The 18,861-nt window shown below is 39.4% G+C and carries 17 protein-coding genes; 7 read left to right on the forward strand and 10 right to left on the reverse strand.

Going from position 1 to position 18,861, the window contains the following annotated elements:
- Positions 1-4: 4 nt before the first annotated feature.
- On the forward strand, positions 5-1,015 hold the full coding sequence (gene rbsR, locus DK857_RS00870; protein ID WP_193528578.1) for a ribose operon transcriptional repressor RbsR: 1,011 nt from the start codon (positions 5-7) through the stop codon (positions 1,013-1,015).
- Between the two features lie 383 nt (positions 1,016-1,398).
- On the forward strand, positions 1,399-1,734 hold the full coding sequence (locus DK857_RS00875) for a zinc ribbon domain-containing protein YjdM (protein ID WP_109393237.1): 336 nt from the start codon (positions 1,399-1,401) through the stop codon (positions 1,732-1,734).
- An 85-nt stretch (positions 1,735-1,819) separates the two neighbouring features.
- On the opposite strand, the gene thiL is transcribed toward DK857_RS00875, so the two are convergent.
- The 10 genes from thiL to queA form a co-directional block, all read right to left on the reverse strand.
- Positions 1,820-2,803: a thiamine-phosphate kinase gene (thiL, locus tag DK857_RS00880; protein WP_099659975.1), complete on the reverse strand. Its 984-nt coding sequence runs from the start codon at positions 2,801-2,803 to the stop codon at positions 1,820-1,822.
- A gap of 98 nt (positions 2,804-2,901) precedes the next feature.
- On the reverse strand, positions 2,902-3,315 hold the full coding sequence (gene nusB, locus DK857_RS00885) for a transcription antitermination factor NusB (protein ID WP_006535124.1): 414 nt from the start codon (positions 3,313-3,315) through the stop codon (positions 2,902-2,904).
- A gap of 28 nt (positions 3,316-3,343) precedes the next feature.
- Positions 3,344-3,814 (reverse strand): 6,7-dimethyl-8-ribityllumazine synthase, encoded by a 471-nt coding sequence (gene ribH, locus DK857_RS00890; RefSeq protein WP_023580887.1) that lies wholly within the window; start codon positions 3,812-3,814, stop codon positions 3,344-3,346.
- 213 nt (positions 3,815-4,027) lie between these two features.
- Positions 4,028-5,182, reverse strand: a complete 1,155-nt coding sequence (gene ribD, locus DK857_RS00895; protein WP_167394828.1) for a bifunctional diaminohydroxyphosphoribosylaminopyrimidine deaminase/5-amino-6-(5-phosphoribosylamino)uracil reductase RibD — start codon at positions 5,180-5,182, stop codon at positions 4,028-4,030.
- Positions 5,183-5,252: 70 nt separating this feature from the next.
- Positions 5,253-5,702 (reverse strand): transcriptional regulator NrdR, encoded by a 450-nt coding sequence (nrdR, locus tag DK857_RS00900; protein WP_006535128.1) that lies wholly within the window; start codon positions 5,700-5,702, stop codon positions 5,253-5,255.
- A 116-nt stretch (positions 5,703-5,818) separates the two neighbouring features.
- On the reverse strand, positions 5,819-6,787 hold the full coding sequence (secF, locus tag DK857_RS00905) for a protein translocase subunit SecF (protein ID WP_109401315.1): 969 nt from the start codon (positions 6,785-6,787) through the stop codon (positions 5,819-5,821).
- Between the two features lie 10 nt (positions 6,788-6,797).
- Positions 6,798-8,645: a protein translocase subunit SecD gene (secD, locus tag DK857_RS00910; protein ID WP_109393234.1), complete on the reverse strand. Its 1,848-nt coding sequence runs from the start codon at positions 8,643-8,645 to the stop codon at positions 6,798-6,800.
- Positions 8,646-8,677: 32 nt separating this feature from the next.
- Positions 8,678-9,013, reverse strand: coding sequence for a preprotein translocase subunit YajC (gene yajC, locus DK857_RS00915; RefSeq protein ID WP_006535133.1), 336 nt, complete (start codon positions 9,011-9,013; stop codon positions 8,678-8,680).
- An 85-nt stretch (positions 9,014-9,098) separates the two neighbouring features.
- On the reverse strand, positions 9,099-10,241 hold the full coding sequence (gene tgt / locus DK857_RS00920; RefSeq protein WP_036911729.1) for a tRNA guanosine(34) transglycosylase Tgt: 1,143 nt from the start codon (positions 10,239-10,241) through the stop codon (positions 9,099-9,101).
- Positions 10,242-10,423: 182 nt separating this feature from the next.
- Positions 10,424-11,497, reverse strand: coding sequence for a tRNA preQ1(34) S-adenosylmethionine ribosyltransferase-isomerase QueA (gene queA / locus DK857_RS00925; protein WP_109401316.1), 1,074 nt, complete (start codon positions 11,495-11,497; stop codon positions 10,424-10,426).
- Positions 11,498-11,604: 107 nt separating this feature from the next.
- Here queA and DK857_RS00930 point away from each other — a divergent pair, with 107 nt between their 5' ends.
- The 5 genes from DK857_RS00930 to DK857_RS00950 all read left to right on the forward strand — a co-directional run bounded on the left by DK857_RS00930 (position 11,605) and on the right by DK857_RS00950 (position 18,851).
- Positions 11,605-12,192: an acyl carrier protein phosphodiesterase gene (locus DK857_RS00930; protein WP_109393384.1), complete on the forward strand. Its 588-nt coding sequence runs from the start codon at positions 11,605-11,607 to the stop codon at positions 12,190-12,192.
- Positions 12,193-12,793: 601 nt separating this feature from the next.
- Positions 12,794-13,396: a peroxiredoxin C gene (locus DK857_RS00935; protein ID WP_109401317.1), complete on the forward strand. Its 603-nt coding sequence runs from the start codon at positions 12,794-12,796 to the stop codon at positions 13,394-13,396.
- 297 nt (positions 13,397-13,693) lie between these two features.
- Positions 13,694-15,454: a gamma-glutamyltransferase gene (gene ggt, locus DK857_RS00940; RefSeq protein WP_109401318.1), complete on the forward strand. Its 1,761-nt coding sequence runs from the start codon at positions 13,694-13,696 to the stop codon at positions 15,452-15,454.
- A 612-nt stretch (positions 15,455-16,066) separates the two neighbouring features.
- Complete coding sequence (locus tag DK857_RS00945) at positions 16,067-16,696, forward strand: ferredoxin-like protein (protein ID WP_006535141.1); 630 nt, start codon at positions 16,067-16,069, stop codon at positions 16,694-16,696.
- Between the two features lie 52 nt (positions 16,697-16,748).
- Positions 16,749-18,851, forward strand: a complete 2,103-nt coding sequence (locus DK857_RS00950) for an aldehyde ferredoxin oxidoreductase (RefSeq protein ID WP_109393230.1) — start codon at positions 16,749-16,751, stop codon at positions 18,849-18,851.
- Positions 18,852-18,861: the final 10 nt, after the last annotated feature.

The following is an 18,861-nucleotide window of genomic DNA, read 5'->3' on the forward strand; positions in this document are numbered from 1 at the left end:
TACTTTGGCAACAATGAAAGATGTCGCCCGTTTGGCGGGCGTTTCGACATCAACTGTTTCTCACGTTATCAATAACAATCGTTATGTTAGCGAAGGTATTCGTAAAAAGGTTAATGATGCTATCAAAACCTTAAATTACGCGCCTTCAGCTTTAGCACGCAGTTTAAAAATGAACTGTACTCACACTATTGGTATGTTAGTGACAGCTAGTAGCAACCCTTTCTATGCAGAAGTTGTGCGTGGTGTTGAACGCAGTTGCTACGAAAAAGGCTATAGCCTAATTTTATGTAATACCGAAGGGGATTACGAGCGTATGGATAGTAGCCTTGAAACGTTGCTACAAAAACGTGTTGATGGCTTATTATTGATGTCAACAGAAGCCCGAGCGCCCTCTCATGAAGTACTAAATCGTTATCCTCGTTTACCTATGGTCATGATGGATTGGTCTCCGTTTGAATACGGCGGAGATATTATTCAAGATAACTCCCTGCTTGGGGGAGAAATCGCCACCAATTATCTGATTGAAAAAGGCTTTACTGAAATTGCCTGTATTGCTGGTCCACAAGATAAACTCCCAGCAAAACATCGTTTGCAAGGCTATTACAATGCGATGCAAAAAGCAGGACTCACTATTCGAGAAGAGTTTGTGTTAACCAGTGATTTTGAATTTGCAGGCGGGTTTAGCGCAATGCAAAAATTACTCTCACATTCTGTCTTACCACAAGCGGTTTTCACCTGTAATGACGCAATGGCTGTTGGTGCTTATCAAGCTATTTATCAAAAAGGTTTGCGTGTACCTGATGATATTTCAGTCATGGGTTATGACGATATCGACCTGGCTTCTTATATGATCCCACCTCTTTCTACCATTCACCAACCTAAAGATGAATTGGGTAAACTTGCTGTCAGCCAATTATTACATCGTATGGAGAATATCGATGCTGATGACAATGTTTTGGTGCTTACACCTAAACTTATAGAGCGTGGTTCGGTGAGTCATTTTATAAAACCATAATAAGAAGATTAACACTATTATTGATGATGCTCTCCTTTAAGATGAGGGCATTTGTTTTTAGTTATATTTATAACATTATCACTTTAATATCATTAAGTTATTAAATATTTAAAACTACTTTTATATATCTTTATTTTCTATTTAACACTCTATATTTAGCCTACTTTCCCTCACTCTTTACGTCATAGCCTGTGAAAGATGCAAATTTACATCAAATCTATTATACTATTGCCCTTTCGCATTATCAGAGGCAGTACCATTTAGGGGATTGCTTAGAACTTTCACTCTTAAATGATAATGTGTCCTTTAATTTATGGGGCAAGTGTTATCCTCATTGTGACGATTAATCACTTCCCATTTTGATAAAATTTGAGAGTATTATTATGTCATTACCTTCTTGTCCTAAGTGCAATTCTGAATACACCTATGAAGATGGTGCAATGTATGTTTGCCCTGAATGTGCACACGAGTGGAACGATGCAGAACCAACTGTTGATAACGATGAGTTAGTAGTTAAAGATGCTAACGGTAATTTATTAGCTGATGGCGATTCAGTAACTGTGATTAAAGATCTCAAAGTCAAAGGTAGCTCAACCATGCTAAAAATCGGTACTAAAGTAAAAGGTATCCGTTTAGTGGAAGGCGATCATAATATCGATTGTAAAATTGATGGCTTTGGATCAATGAAATTGAAGTCTGAATTTGTGAAAAAGAACTAAGATAAAATAATCTCTTTAAACATAGATTTAGATATTATCAAGATCATCAAAGGCGCTAATAAAGCGCCTTTAAATTAAAGTAAGGTTACTCATTAGACTCACTAAAATGATCAAACCCCTTGAGATTAGGGTAAACATCTTTGCCATCACGTAAATAACGAATGCCTTCAGCAATCGGCATAATTTGCCCTATACAGTGAAAATCAGCCCCAGTATGCGCTAATGCAATCTCTAAAGCGCCACGATTGATTTCAGGCACCGTAAAGCATAACTCATAATCTTCACCACCACTTAATGCCCAAATCTCCGCTTGTTCTTCACTCACTTCCGCTTTCATCGCTGGCGAGTAAGGCAATGCATCTAAATTTAAGCGAGCCCCACACCCACTTGCCGTGAGAATATGGTTCAAGTCTGAAATAAGTCCATCAGAAATATCAATCGCAGATGTCGCTAAATGGCGTAATGCTTGCCCTTGCAGTAAACGAGGCTGAGGGCGCAAATGCCTTGCGATAAAATAATCACTATGTTCTTTTTCTGTCGGCTGTAATCTATTTTGTAATACAGCAAGTCCCGCAGCGCTATCACCTAAGAACCCCGTAACATAGATCCAATCACCAATTTTAGCGCCAGAACGAAGTAATGCAGTTCCTTGTGGAACAAGCCCTTGTATTGTGATTGTTAAACTTAAAGGACCGCGAGTAGTATCACCGCCAATTAGCTGGATTGCATAATAATCAGCTAACGCAAAGAAAGAACGGCTAAATGCCTCAAGCCATTCACTGTTTGTATCTGGTAGCGTTAAAGCTAATGAAGCCCAAGAAGGATCTGCACCAACGGCAGCTAAGTCGCTAATATTTACAGCAAGTGCTTTATAGGCTAAATCTTCAGGTGAGATAGAAGGAAGGAAGTGAATACCACTAACTAAAGTGTCGGTACTAATAGCGACTTGTTGCTTTTCAGGTACCGTCAATATTGCGCAGTCATCCCCAATTCCTGTACTCACATCTTTTCGTTTTACAGGTTGTGAAGTGAAATATTGCTTAATAAGGGAGAATTCACCACAAGGCATTATCTATTTCCTATTGAGCTATGCATACTAGCTTTATTAAACAAAAGGCCGGAAATACCGGCCTTGAATTATTTACCATAGAGGAAACGTGAAAAACGTTATTTTTTACGTACAGTTGGCGCTGCCTTATCAAGCACGCCATTAACAAATTTATGGCTATCGTCAGCACCAAATACCTTAGCCAGTTCAATCGCTTCGTTAATCGCAACTTTGTAAGGAACATCTTCACGGAAGCTAAGTTCAAACATTGCTAAACGTAAAATTGCTTTTTCAACTTGACCTAATTCTTCAAGCTGGCGGGATAAATAAGGTTCCATTGCCTTATCTAAACGTGTTGCATTAATGGCAACACCCACTAAAAGCTCACGAAAATAAGCAATATCTACACCTTGGGTATCCTGCTCGGATAAAAACTCCAATTCCACATCCGCGATGTCATTTCCGGATAATTGCCATGAGTAGATAGCTTGAACAGCACACTCACGAGCACGACGACGAGCAGCAGGTTTCACAAAATTCCCCTTAAGTTAAAACAGATGATTAGCCTTTTATGGCTTTAAGTACATTGATCATTTCAAGTGCTGTCATTGCCGCTTCAGCACCTTTGTTGCCCGCTTTAGTTCCAGCGCGTTCAATGGCCTGTTCAATGCTTTCAGTTGTTAATACACCAAAAGTCACAGGGATCTCGCTTTGCATTGCAACTTGAGATAGACCAGAACTACATTCGCCAGCAACGTATTCAAAATGTGCAGTTCCACCACGAATAACAGTACCTAATGCGATAACTGCATCGTATTTGTCGCTTTCTGCTAATGCTTTAACAGTTAATGGCAACTCATAAGCGCCTGGAACCCAAACGACGGTAATATTTTCAGAGGAAACTTGTCCAATACGTTCTAATGCATCAACCGCACCTTCTAATAAGCTGTCGTTGATGAAATTATTAAAACGGGCAATTGCAATTGCTACGCGTGCGTTTGGCGCCGCGACAACACCTTTGATTACGTTCATAGGTTACCTTTTTCTCCTATCCGCGGGGGCGCGGATTTTATCATATTCTTTCCTTTACTGCGCTCTGTTTTATTATTACACAGCAAAGGAGCCAAAAACCCTTGATAAATCAAGGCATTTAGTTGGCTGATAACGATGTCGTAACGACAGGAAATAACACACACGGCGCTATTTTACTACAAATAGCGCCGTAGACACACTTATTTGCGTCTATTAATAACGAGGTTTTAAACAAACTCTGATATCAGAGCCAATTTGTTGGAGAGAATCTACTGTAAATTCAGGTGCTTCGGATAATGATGAAAGTGGAGAAAGTGCAAATAATCCTCGAGCATCATTCCCTAAAATTTTAGGCGCTATATAAATAATAAGTTCATCAACAAGCCCAGCCTCTAATAATGCACCAGCAAAATGAGCGCCACTCTCAACCCATACAGTATTGATATTGCGTTTACCCAATTGCATCATTAATAAAACTAAGTCCACACCTCTGCTTTTGCCATTTGTTGGTAATAGGATTTCTGATACATTGCCTTGCCAGTCACTTGGCTGTGATTTTGTACGCGCCAACCAGCATTCGCCTTCAATTTGAGTGATTTTATGATTTTCACTCACTCTATTTTGGCTATCAGTAACAATACGAATAGGTTGACGTAGCGTTTCTTCAGGATAGATCGCTTTGATTTCATCTGAAAGCTCATCCCAACGAACATTCATAGAAGGGTTGTCAGCAATTACTGTTGCACTGGTCGTTAAAATAGCACTAGCTTGAGCCCGGAAATTTTGCACATCTCGACGAGATGCTTTAGAGGTTATCCATTGGCTTTCACCTGATGCTAATGCCGTTTTACCATCTAAAGATGCACCTAATTTTAGCTGGATATAAGGGAAGCCTGTTCTCATTCGTTTAAAAAACCCAACGTTAAGTTTTTCAGCTTCTTGCATTAAAACGCCGTGTGAAACATCAATCCCCGCTGATAATAATTTGTGCAAACCACGGCCTGCAACTTGAGGATTAGGATCTTGCATCGCAGCAACAACTCGTTTTACACCTGCATTAATCAAGGCATCAGCGCAAGGTGGTGTTTTACCAAAGTGGCTACAAGGTTCAAGTGTGACATAAGCCGTCGCCCCTTTTGCTTTATCCCCAGCCATTTTTAATGCATTAACTTCAGCATGAGGGCCACCTGCGTGATGGTGATAACCTTCACCGATAATCTCACCCTCTTTTACGATCACACATCCCACATTAGGGTTAGGTGATGTTGTAAAGCGACCTAATGCTGCAAGCTCAATAGCTCGACGCATATAGTATTCATCATGCAGGCTTTCATTTTCACTTGGATTGTTGCTGTTGTTATTTGTCATAATAATTACATATAATTTTATTATTTATCGTTATTTATCAAATCATTAAATAAATCACAGTATTAGCGCATTAATCCTGTAATTTTGCGATTTCTTCACCAAAATCACGGATATCTTCAAAACTACGATAAACCGAAGCAAAGCGAATATAAGCCACTTTATCGAGTTTCTTTAGTTGTTCCATAACAAAATTGCCAATTTCTTTTGAAGGTATTTCTCTTTCACCCGTCGCTCTTAGTTGTGATTTGATATGGCTTATCGCAGCTTCAACATCATCTGAACTCACTGGACGTTTTTCTAATGCTTTAAGCATACCTCGACGAAGTTTCTCTTCATCAAAAGGCTCACGTATTTCATCACTTTTCACAACACGAGGCATCACAAGCTCTGCTACTTCAAAGGTAGTAAAACGCTCATGACAAACAAGACATTGGCGACGACGGCGCACTTGTGAACCATCACCAACAAGTCTGGAATCAATTACCTTGGTATCTACGGCTCCACAAAATGGGCAATGCATAGTTATTCCTACTTTTGACAATACTCATAAACAGTGTACCTGTTCAGTGAACAAAAAACACCCTGTCAGTATACACTGGCAGGGTGTTTGCAATGTTTTATCAGAAAAACGCTCTATTATGGTAAGAGTGTTGTCTGATCTGCACCCTCTTTTTCCACTTTTTGTACAATCAAGTGTTCACGTTTCATTCCCATTTTCAGTGCTAATGCAGAAGCCACATAAATAGAAGAAATAGTACCGATAGAAACACCGATTAACATGACTAAAGAGAAGCCTTCTAGCATTGAACCACCAAAGATATACAGCATTAATACAACCAATAATGTTGTTGCTGATGTCATGATGGTACGGCTTAATGTCTGTGTCAGAGAAACGTTCATAATTTCATATGAAGTACCTCGACGAATTTTACGGAAGTTCTCACGAATACGGTCTGATACGACAATACTATCGTTTAGTGAGTAACCGATAACAGACATCAATGATGCCACAATGGTTAAGTCAACCTCTATGTGGAATAGTGAAAGCACACCCAGCGTAATAATCACGTCATGCGCAAGTGCGATAACAGCACCTAACGCCAAACGCCATTCAAAACGGAATCCAACATAGATAAGAATACAGATAAGTGCAGATAATAACGCCATTGCACCTGTTTGAGCCAATTCACTACCCACACTTGGCCCAACAAATTCAATACGTTTTACCACAGCATCGTTATCAACTTCAGCATTAATAACATCGATAACCTTCTTACCTAATTCTTGACCCGCCTGCCCTTCAACAGGAGGCATACGCACCATAATATCGCGACTGCTACCAAAGTTTTGTAACAGAGGATCTTTAAAGCCCGCTGCATCTAGGCTATCACGCATTTTATCAAGGTCGGCTGGTTGACTGAGATTGATCTCAATTACTGTACCACCTGTAAAATCCAGTCCCCAGTTAAATCCTTTCACGGAAATGATAGCAATTGATGCTATCAAAAGCAGAAACGAAATACTAAAGGCGACGTTGTCCCAACGCATAAAGTCAATGACTCTACGACCATGGTTTAATTGTTCAACAGTATAATCCTGTGCCACAACGTGCTCCTTAAATAGACAGTTTCTTAACGCGTTTACCACCATACAACAGGTTTACAATCGCACGAGTACCGACGATAGCGGTAAACATGGATGTAGCAACCCCAATTGCAGTTGTGATAGCAAAGCCTTTGATTGAGCCGGTACCGACTGCATAAAGGATCACAGCTGTAATTAATGTGGTTAAGTTCGCATCAATAATACTGGAGAAGGCACCTTTATAACCTTCATGGATTGCTTGTTGTACTGATCGACCATTACGTAACTCTTCTTTGATACGTTCGTTTATCAATACATTGGCATCGACGGCGACGGCAAGTGTTAATACGATACCCGCAATACCCGGCATGGTCAGTGTTGCGCCCGGTAATAGTGACATTACCCCAACGATTAACACTAAGTTTGCCATTAATGCAGTACTCGCAATCACACCAAATTTACGATAATAAATTATCATAAAGGAAACTGACGCAATCAGACCCCATAAACACGCTTCTAAACCTTGAGTAATATTTTGCAGACCCAAAGTTGGACCAATCGTTCTTTCTTCAACGATTTGAATAGGTGCAATCAACGCACCAGCACGTAATAACAGAGATAATTGACGAGCTTCATTCGCATTTGAAATACCCGTAATACGGAAGCTATTTCCTAAACGACTCTGAATATTCGCAATGTTGATAACTTCTTCGCTTTTAACCAATACAGCACGGTCATTCTCATCGCGTTTACCGCTGTCTTTATACTCTACGAACAGTGTTGCCATCGGTTTACCGACGTTATCTTTCGTAAAGTTAGACATAATAGAACCACCAGCGCTATCAAGTGAAATATTCACTTGAGGTTGACCATATTCATCAGCCTGAGAGGTTGAGTCAGTAATGTGGTCACCCGTTAAAATAACGCGTTTATAAAGAATAGTTGGTCTACCTTCACGGGTATATTTCACTTCTGAGTCACCCGGAATACGACCTGTTTCTAAGGCAGAAGGATCAACGGTAGTATTGACTAAACGGAATTCTAATGTTGCTGTCGCACCTAAGATTTCTTTAGCACGAGCGGTATCTTGGATACCTGGTAACTCAACAACAATTCGGTCAGCGCCTTGGCGTTGAACTAATGGCTCTGCAACACCTAACTGGTTAACACGATTACGTAAGATAGTGATATTTTGCTGTACCGCATAAGTACGTGCATCACGTAAACGTTCGTCAGTAAAAATAGCTCTTAATGAGTTATTTGCGCCATCTCTAAAAATGAGATCTTGATTACGACGAGCTAGGTAATCTGAAGCTTTAGAGCGATCATCCGAATTACGGAAACGGATTTCAACACCATAGCTATCCGTTTTACGGATAGAGGAATATGGAATACCTTCGTCACGTAATAATGTACGCAGACTTTCAACATTTTGTTCCTGAAGTTTACCTAACGCAGTTTCCATATCAACTTCCATCAGGAAGTGAACACCACCACGTAAGTCTAACCCCAGTTTCATCGGCTCACCACCAATGGCTTCTAACCATTTTGGTGTTGCCGGTGCAAGGTTAAGTGCAACAATGAACTGGTCGCCTAATGCAGGTAACAACACTTCACGGGCACGTAACTGAATATCAGGGTTACCGAAACGAGCCAAAATCACACCATTTTCAAGTGCAATAGATTTCGCTTCAATTTTTTCTTTATCTAATAAAGATCGAACTTGATCCAGTGTTTGCTCATTGGCGGCGGTTCCCCGCGCGCCAGTGATTTGAACAGCCGGATCCTCACCATATAGGTTAGGAAGTGCGTAAAGCAGACCGATGAGGATAGCGGCTATCAACATCAGGTACTTCCACAAAGGATAACGGTTTAGCACGGCAGTTCCCTTTTCCCTTTGGGGAAATGTTATTAAATAGCTTTCATTGTGCCTTTAGGTAATACAGCGGCAACAAAGTCACGTTTGATAGTTACTTCAGTTGTTTCATTCAGAGCAACAACGATATAGCCGTTATCTGAAACCTTAACAACACGACCAATTAAACCACCAGTCGTTAAAACTTCATCACCTTTACCGATAGAATCCATCAGTTTACGATGTTCTTTAGTACGTTTTTGCTGTGGACGTAGGATCATAAAATAGAAAATCAGAATAAAGATCACTAACATCGGTAAAATAGACATAAAGCTAGCTTCAGGTGCTGCTTGTCCAGCAGAAGCTACAGCATCAGAAATGAAAAAACTCATTCACTTTTCCTCATTGTTGTCGATATCGACGATATTCAAGTTATAAGCCCAATATCATACACAGAATTGGGCTTTCTCGTATACATTATTCACATTTAGTCGCACTGCCATTTAGCGGTGGGACAGGTTTTCCGATACGTTCGTAGAATTCGTGTACAAACTCTTCAAAACGTGAATCTTCAATAGACTGACGAATCTCAGCCATCAAACGTTGATAATAACGTAAGTTGTGAATAGTGTTCAGCCTTGCACCTAAAATTTCGTTACAACGATCAAGATGATGTAAATAAGCACGGCTATAATTTTTACAGGTATAGCAGTCACAATGTTCATCAAGTGTTGATGTATCAGAGCGATGTTTCGCATTACGAATTTTAATAACACCATCGGTTACAAACAGATGGCCATTTCGTGCATTTCGTGTTGGCATGACACAGTCAAACATATCAATACCACGACGAACACCTTCAACTAAATCTTCTGGTTTACCAACACCCATTAAATAACGCGGTTTATTCGCAGGAATTTGAGGGCAGACATGCTCTAAAATACGATGCATATCTTCTTTAGGCTCACCGACCGCAAGGCCGCCGACAGCGTAACCGTCAAAACCAATTTCGACTAGCCCTTTTACAGAGATATCACGTAAATCTTCGTAAACACCGCCTTGAATAATACCGAATAATGAATTTTTGTTATTAAGTTCATCAAAGCGCGCACGACTACGTTTAGCCCAACGTAATGACATCTCCATTGAGTTTTTCGCATAATCCCAATCTGAAGGATATGGCGTACACTCATCAAAAATCATCACAATGTCAGAACCCAAATCGTATTGGATTTCCATTGATTTTTCTGGGCTTAAGAAAATTTTTTCGCCATTAATAGGGTTACGGAAGTGAACACCCTCTTCTTTAATTTTACGCATTGCGCCTAAACTAAAGACTTGGAAACCACCTGAATCCGTTAAAATAGGACCTTGCCATTGCATAAAATCATGTAAATCACCATGTAATTTCATGATTTCTTGACCAGGACGTAACCATAAGTGGAAGGTGTTACCTAAAAGAATTTGTGCACCTGTTGCTTTTACTTCTTCAGGTGTCATTCCTTTTACTGTGCCGTAAGTACCCACTGGCATAAATGCAGGTGTTTCAACAACACCACGTTCAAAAATAAGGCGACCGCGACGAGCATTACCGTCGGTTTTGTCTAATTCGTATTTCACTCATCCTCCAAGCATCAGAAAAACAGTCCAATGCGCAATAAAAAACAGCACATTCTAATCATTTGTTAGACGGCTGTATATGTTACTTCAACAAAAACAGTGCTTAGTCAAAGGGATTAAGTAATAAAGTTGAAATAACAATTCATAAAACGAAGAAAAACGTTAAAAAGAATAATAAATCTTTATTCTTGTCCTACTTTTTCATTAATAGCTAAAGAATTACGAGTAATAAACATCGCATCACCATAACTGAAAAAACGATACTCTTGCTCAACAGCTTCTTTATATGCATTCATGGTATTTTTATACCCTGCAAAAGCAGAAACCAGCATGATTAAAGTTGATTCAGGCAAATGGAAATTCGTAATCAATGCATCAATAATTTGATATTGGTAACCCGGATAAATAAAGATTTGGGTATCATCGAAGAAAGGCGCGATTAACGCATCTTTTGTTGCTTTCGCAGCACTTTCTAAAGAACGAACAGAAGTTGTACCCACTGCAATCACTCGATTACCACGCGCTTTACATGCTAATACAGCATCAACCACGTCTTGTGGTATTTCTGCGTATTCAGAATGCATTGTGTGTTCTTCGATGTTATCAACACGTACTGGTTGGAAAGTACCCGCACCAACATGCAGTGTGACAAATGCCATCTCCACACCTTTTTCTTTTAAGGCTTGAAGTAATGGTTCATCAAAGTGTAATCCCGCAGTCGGAGCGGCAACAGCGCCTGGACGCTCATTATAGACCGTCTGATAAAGCTCTTTATCAGATTCTTCATCAGGACGATCAATATAAGGAGGTAAAGGCATATGCCCAATGCTATTTAGGATGGTGAGAACATCTCTTTCATCATCAAAGCGAATTTCAAAAAGTGTATCATGACGCGCAACCATAGTTGCCTGTACACTTTCATCTTCACCTAGTACAAGCGCAGCGCCTTCTTTGGGTGATTTAGAGGCTCTAACATGGGCAAGCACACGATGTTCATCAAGCATACGCTCAACTAACACTTCGATTTTACCGCCTGACGCTTTACGGCCATAAATACGCGCAGGGATCACGCGAGTATTATTAAAAACCAGTAGATCACCGGCATTTATTTTATCTAACACGTCGGTAAAAATACCGTGTGATAAAGCACCAGTCTCACCTTCTAAAGAGAGCAAACGACAACCACTGCGTTGAGGTTGAGGATAGTGAGCAATCAAGGCTTCTGGCAATTCAAATGTAAAGTCTGATACACGCATAATTAAACGACTACTTTCATAAAAAACAGGCGGACTAGTCTAGTGCTGCCAGCTTATCAGTGCAACAAAGAAGCCCTTTTTTATTCAAAAAGCGCTATGATGATGAGATGAATTATCTTGCTCACTTGCATCTGGCCTTTAGGGCAAAAAGCTCTCTATTAGGTAATATGATGGCAGATTACGTCAAAGGCGCACCTAGCTCTGATTACAGCCAAGCTGTTATTGAGGGTATTCGTATGCATAGACGTATTGATGTACTCACTGATACTCACCCATTAGTCAAACAAGCTCGCCTTTTATTTCCTGATGAATATCGCCGAGTTTCACCGATTACCTTAGATGTTTTTTGGGATCATTTTCTTTCTTTAAATTGGTCAAAGTTTGAACCGCATATACCATTGACTGAATTTGTCACCAAGACTCGAAATATTATTGAACCAGATTTATGGCAAACACCTGAAAAATTCCAAGAGCTCAACGAATATCTATGGTCACAATCTTGGTTAATTCGTTATGCTGACAAGGCATATATTGCTCAAACATTGAAAGGAATGGCGAGAAGAAGACCACGACTAAGCGCACTTGCGGGCTCTTATATCGTACTCGAAACACATTACGATGAATTAAGTGGGATTTTTTGGCAGTTTTATCCACAATTGCTAGAAAGAGCACAGCAACATCAACTTGATGACTGATACATTTAACTGTCATTTTGAGTTTCATCTTTTTGTCATATTGTCGAATTACATTTGATATATCAAATAGATGCTGAGTCAATTTATCATATTATTCGTAACGATTTGTTAACAAGCATAGTATTCATTTCCAAAGTTGATTAGAATGAATCGTTATACAAGGAGTCATAAATAATCCTACTTTATTGTATTAAACTGATAGCTATAATCTATCAAATAGATTGTTCTGTTTGACTTTATCAATAGCGATTGATTATTTATGCTGTATACATCATTTAAAAACAGGGTATACACCCTGAATTTGCTCTAAATAGTTCGAGGTGTAGCTAGGCGACAAGTGAATGAGTCGCTAGGAGCATACAATAGTATGTGACTAGTGCGAATGAGCACAGTCAACAACGCTACAACTTGAAATATGACGAGTATAAACAAGGTATACACCCTGAATTTGCTCTAAATAGTTCAAGGTGTAGCTAGGCGACAAGTGAATGAGTCGCTAGGAGCATACAATAGTATGTGACTAGTGCGAATGAGCACAGTCAACAACGCTACAACTTGAAATATGACGAGTATAAACTCTTTCAATTTACAGGAGTACATTATGGTTCTGGTTACTCGCAAAGCCCCTGATTTCACAGCTGCTGCCGTTTTAGGTAATGGTGAGATTGTTAATGATTTCAACCTGCATTCATTTATCAAAGGCAAACCTGCCGTTATTTTCTTCTGGCCAATGGATTTCACTTTCGTTTGCCCTTCAGAGCTGATTGCATTCGATCACCGTTTTGAAGAATTCAAAAAACGTGGTGTTGAAATCATCGGCGTTTCTATGGACTCAGAATTCGTTCATAACGCATGGCGTAAAACTCCTATTGATGACGGTGGTATTGGTGAAGTTAAATACCCAATGGTTGCTGATATCAAACACGACATCATCAAAGCTTACGGCATCGAACATCCAGAAGCAGGCGTTGCACTGCGTGGTTCATTCCTGATCGACAAAGAAGGTGTTGTCCGTCACCAAGTCGTTAACGATCTGCCATTAGGCCGTAATATCGACGAAATGATCCGTATGGTAGATGCACTGCAATTCCACGAAGAGCACGGAGACGTTTGTCCTGCACAGTGGGAAAAAGGTCAAGAAGGTATGGGCGCATCTCCAGACGGCGTTGCTAAATACCTGAAAGCAAACTCTGGCAAACTGTAATAGTTCAGTAAGCTAACGCATTTTTAAAAGCCTGTGAAAACAGGCTTTTTTTGTTTATTCAGCACTTATCTTTTCATTTTTTATCCACTCTATTTATTACTGTTATTAGTTATACATAAGCTTATTGTTTATCTGCTTAAAGATAATTTTGTGATCATCACATCAAAAAAAATTCTCATCACTAATAACCTCTCTCTATACTTATTGTTACGCAATTGTTAATTCATATTAATAACAGCGTAAAACTCTATATTTGTATCTATTCAAAATAACTCCCTGTTATTAATGGAGATAATAATGATTACTATAAAAAAAATGCACCTGCTATTACTTACTACCCTTTTTTCACATTCACTTTATGCAGCCTATGAACCCGCTGTTGAAGCACAGCATGGCATGGTTGTCTCCTCTCAACACCTCGCATCACAAGTCGGGAATGATATTTTACAAAAAGGGGGTAACGCGATTGATGCCGCCGTTGCCGTCGGTTATGCACAAGCAGTCGTAAATGCTTGCTGTGGTAATATTGGTGGCGGTGGTTTTATGACAATACACCTTGCTGATGGTACAAATACTTTTATAAATTTTAGGGAAACTGCTCCCTCTTCTGCTTCTAAAAATATGTATTTAGATAAAGATGGAAATTTGATTAAAGATGCCAGCCTATATGGTTATCTTGCTTCAGGAGTACCCGGTACAGTAAAAGGATTGAATTCAGCATTAGAGAAATACGGTACGCTTTCACGCCAAGATGTCATGGCGCCTGCAATTAAGCTTGCAAGAGAAGGATATATTTTAACCCGCGCTGATACTGATGTGTTAGAAACGACAACAGAGCGTTTTAAACAAGATCCTGAGTCTGCAAAAATTTTCTTAAAACCAGATGGAACACCGTGGCAACCCGGTGATCGCCTAATTCAAACTGATTTAGCTAATACATTAGAACTCATCGCAAACCAAGGTTCTGATGCATTTTACCAAGGAGAGATCCCTAAAAAAGTTGAAGAAGCTTCGAAACAACATAATGGCCTGTTAACTCAAGAAGATTTTGCTAATTTTACTATCACAGAAACCAAACCTATCACCTGTACTTACCGAGGTTATGAATTTATTTCTGCACCGCCACCAAGTTCAGGCGGAGTTACTATCTGCCAAACGCTAAATATTTTGGAAGGTTATGATCTCAAATCGATGGGCTTTAATTCAGCTGAATATGTTCATACTTTAACAGAAGCAATGCGTCATGCTTATATGGACAGAAATACTTTTCTTGGTGATCCCCAATTTATTAAAAATCCTACAGAAAAGTTATTAAATAAAGCTTATGCCACAGAAATACGCCAACAAATCAAGCCGAATAAAGCAACGCCATCAGAAAATGTACAACCTGGTATCGCTCCTCATGAAAGCCCTGAAACAACACACTACTCAGTAATGGATAAAGACGGCAATGCAGTTTCGACCACTTACACCATTAATGGCCGCTTTGGTGCCGTAGTCATCGCACCAGGAACTGGATTTTTCCTCAACAACGAGATGGATGATTTTACAACCAAAGTTGGTGAAAAAAATCTCTATGGTTTAGTTCAAGGTGAACGCAATAGTATTGCGCCATTAAAACGCCCACTATCATCAATGAGCCCAACGATTGTGACTAAAGAAGGCAAACCTTTCCTTATTTTAGGATCGCCAGGAGGTTCACGTATTATCTCGATCACCTTACAAACGGCACTGAATATCATTGAGTTTGGAATGCCCCCACAAGAAGCGGTTAATAGCCCTCGCATTCACCATCAATGGTTACCGGATGAGGTTTATTATGAGCAAAGAGGATTATCAAAAGACACTTTAGAGAAACTCTCTGCCATGGGATATAAAATGGTAGAACAGACTCCATGGGGAGCGGCTGAACTTATTATGGTCGGACTCCCAGGAGAAGAAGGAGTGATCCCAGCATCATCAGGTAATGATTCCGCTGTTTCTGGTGCAGTACGTGAAGGTTATCTTTATGGATCAAATGATGTTCGTCGCCCAGCTGGTAAAGCAGTGGGTTACTAACAATAAAGCCATCGAATAAAACAACAAAAGAAACCTTCTCTTGATTAGATAAGGTTTCTTTTTTTATAAAAATGATCTAGTCATGGTTTTACAATTTATTCATATTTTATTCTATTAATAATAATCAATATCTATTTTTGATTATGTATATATTTAATATTGAATATCAAATTATTATTAAAATAATAATATTTTATAGAATATAAGAGCAAATCACTTTTAATTTAACTTCAATGAAAGAATATATATAAATGGTATTTATTCTCTTTCTTAATTACAGATAAAAACAATAATCATTTAATTAAATAAAATTTAATAACACTCTCTATTTTTATTTCTATGATAGCTATCACAGAATAAATTTTTTAATAACCACACTATCATAAAGGATAATAAAAATACGTAAAAAATGGAGATAACACATTGTAAATACAAATATTTAACATTTAGTCTCAGTGTGTTTTTATCATAAAAATAGTTAAATCTTATAATATATCCCTTAATTATAGCGTTATTATATTTTTTATATAACGGTAAAGCAAGCGGATAAATAAAGAATTTATCATCACAACTTAATTCTTATATAAATTAGTTAAGCGGAGATAAATATTAATGTCTGATACACATCACCGTCCAATATTAGATATTGGGCTATCAAGACTAGAGTTTCTGCGAATATCCGGTAAAGGGCTTGCAGGGATCACAATAGCACCCGCATTGCTTTCTCTTTTAGGTTGTAAGCAAGAAGAAATAGATAGCGGAATAATTCAATTAACCACAACACCTAAAGGCGTCTTAGTTACAAATAGAGCGCGTTGTACAGGGTGCCACCGCTGCGAAACAGCATGTACAACATGGAATGATGGAAGCGTAGGTTCATTCTTCTCGCGCACAAAAATCCATCGTCATTTTTATTTTGGTGATAAAGGTATTGGCTCCGGTGGTGGACTTTATGGCGATTTAAACTTTACAACGGATACATGCCGCCAATGTAAAGATCCTGAATGTATGAAGGTTTGCCCAGTAAAAGCTATCCGTTATCAAGAAGAGTTCGGCTGTATTGTCGTTGATACACGTCGTTGTATTGGTTGTGCCGCCTGTACAACAGCCTGTCCGTGGATGATGGCAACCGTCAACCCACAAACTAAAAAATCCGGCAAATGTAATTTATGTGGTGAGTGTGCATCAGCGTGCCCAACAGGTGCTCTGCAAATCATTGAATGGAAAGAAATTACTGTTTAATAAATCCAGACAATCACATCACTGAACCACATTTAGATTAGGAAGCAATATTATGATTAACGGCTGGACTGGAAACATTCTAAGAATCAATTTAACTACCGGTGCCATCACTCGTGAAAGCTCAAGCAAATATAAATCCTTAATTGGAGGCATGGGCTTTGGTTACAAGATTATGTACGAAGAGGTTGCTCCCGGCGTTAAACCTTTTGATGAAGAAAATAAAGTTGTTTTCGCAGTAGGACCTCTAACTGGATCTGGTGCGCCTTGCAGCTCACGCGTCAATATCACCTCTCTTTCCACTTTTACTCGTGGCAATCTTGTCGTTGATGCTCATATGGGGGGATTTTTTGCCGCATGGATGAAATTTGCAGGCTATGACTCTCTGATTATTGAAGGTAAATCAGATAAGCCTGTTTGGATCCATATTGATGATGACCAAGTTTCTATTGAAGATGCCTCTTTCTTATGGGGTAAAGGTGTTCGTCAAACCACAGAAGAACTATGTGCTCAAACAAGCCCAGAAGCTTGTGTCGCGACCATTGGTCCTGCGGGTGAAAACCTTGTACCTTTATCCGGCATTATTAATAGCCGTAACCACAGTGGTGGTGCTGGTGTTGGCGCAGTCTTAGGTTCTAAAAAATTAAAAGCCATTGTCGTCGAAGGTAGCCGTGGCGTTAACGTTGCTGACCGTAAAGCGTTAAAAGAACTTAACGACTATATGATGACACAACTGATTGGCTCTAATAACAACCACGTTGTACCAAGTACGCCACAATCATGGGCTGAATATTCACACCCAGGCTCTCGTTGGACTGCACGTAAAGGACTGTATTGGGGAGCTGCTGAAGGTGGCCCAATTGAAACAGGCGAAATTCCTCCTGGTGATATCAATACTGTTGGTTTTAGAACCATGAAATCAACCTTTGACTTAGGACCAGAAGCTGAAGAATACACCGTGAAGATGGGAGGTTGTCACTCTTGCCCTATCCGTTGTATGGCTCAACTCAATGTGCCTCAAGCGAAAAAATTTGGAGTACCACAAACGGGTGGTAACACTTGTGTCGCTAACTTCGTTCACACAACCATTTTCCCTAATGGCCCTAAAGATGTTGAGAAAAAAGGAGATGGTAACGTTGTAGGTAACTTAGTCGGTCTTAATATTTTTGATGATATGGGACTTTGGTGTAACTACGGTCAGCTTCATCGTGACTTCACTTATTGTTATACCCACGGTGTATTTAAGCGTGTACTTTCTGAAGAAGAATATAACGATATTCCTTGGGATAAACTGGAAGAAGGCAATCCTGAATTTATTAAAGATTTTTACTACCGTTTAGCGCATCGTAAAGGTGAATTTAGCCACCTTGCTGATGGCTCTTATCTCATTGCACAACGCTGGAATTTAGGTGAAGAGTATTGGGCTGATAAGAAAAATAAACTCTGGTCACCAATGGGCTTCCCAATTCACCACGCAAATGAAGCATCGGCTCAAGTGGGTTCTATCGTTAACTGTATGTTTAACCGAGATGCGATGACACATACACATATCAACTATATCGGTAGTGGTTTACCTCTAAAACTACAAAAAGAGATTGCGGGTGAGCTATTTGGCTCTGGTGATGCTTTTGATGAAACCAAAAACTATACACCAATCAATAAAGCCAAAATTGCTTATACCAAGTGGACTATTTTACGTAGTTGCTTACACGATGCGGTCACCTTATGTAACTGGGTATGGCCGATGACGGTTTCTCCTCATAAGAGCCGTAATTATCGTGGTGACTTAGAAATGGAAGCCAAGTTCTTTACCGCTATCACTGGTGAACCAACCACTTCTAAAGATCTGGATTTAGCCTCAGAGCGTATCTTCACTTTACACCGCGCTTATACCGTTAAATTAATGAACACTATGGATATGCGTAATGAGCATGACCAAATCTGTTCATGGGTATTCGATAAAGATCCTGATATTCCAGTCTTTACTGAAGGTACAGACAAAATGGACAGAGCCGATATGCAGCTTTCTCTCACCATGTTCTATCAAGAAATGGGCTGGGATCCACAGTTAGGTTGCCCAACAAAAGAAACTTTAGTTCGCCTTGGATTACAAGATGTTGCAGACGATTTAGCGTCTCGTGGTTTATTACCAAGTTAATAGGTAAAAG

It is taken from the genome of Proteus terrae, from assembly GCF_003144325.1.
In the GTDB taxonomy this organism is placed as follows: domain Bacteria; phylum Pseudomonadota; class Gammaproteobacteria; order Enterobacterales; family Enterobacteriaceae; genus Proteus; species Proteus terrae.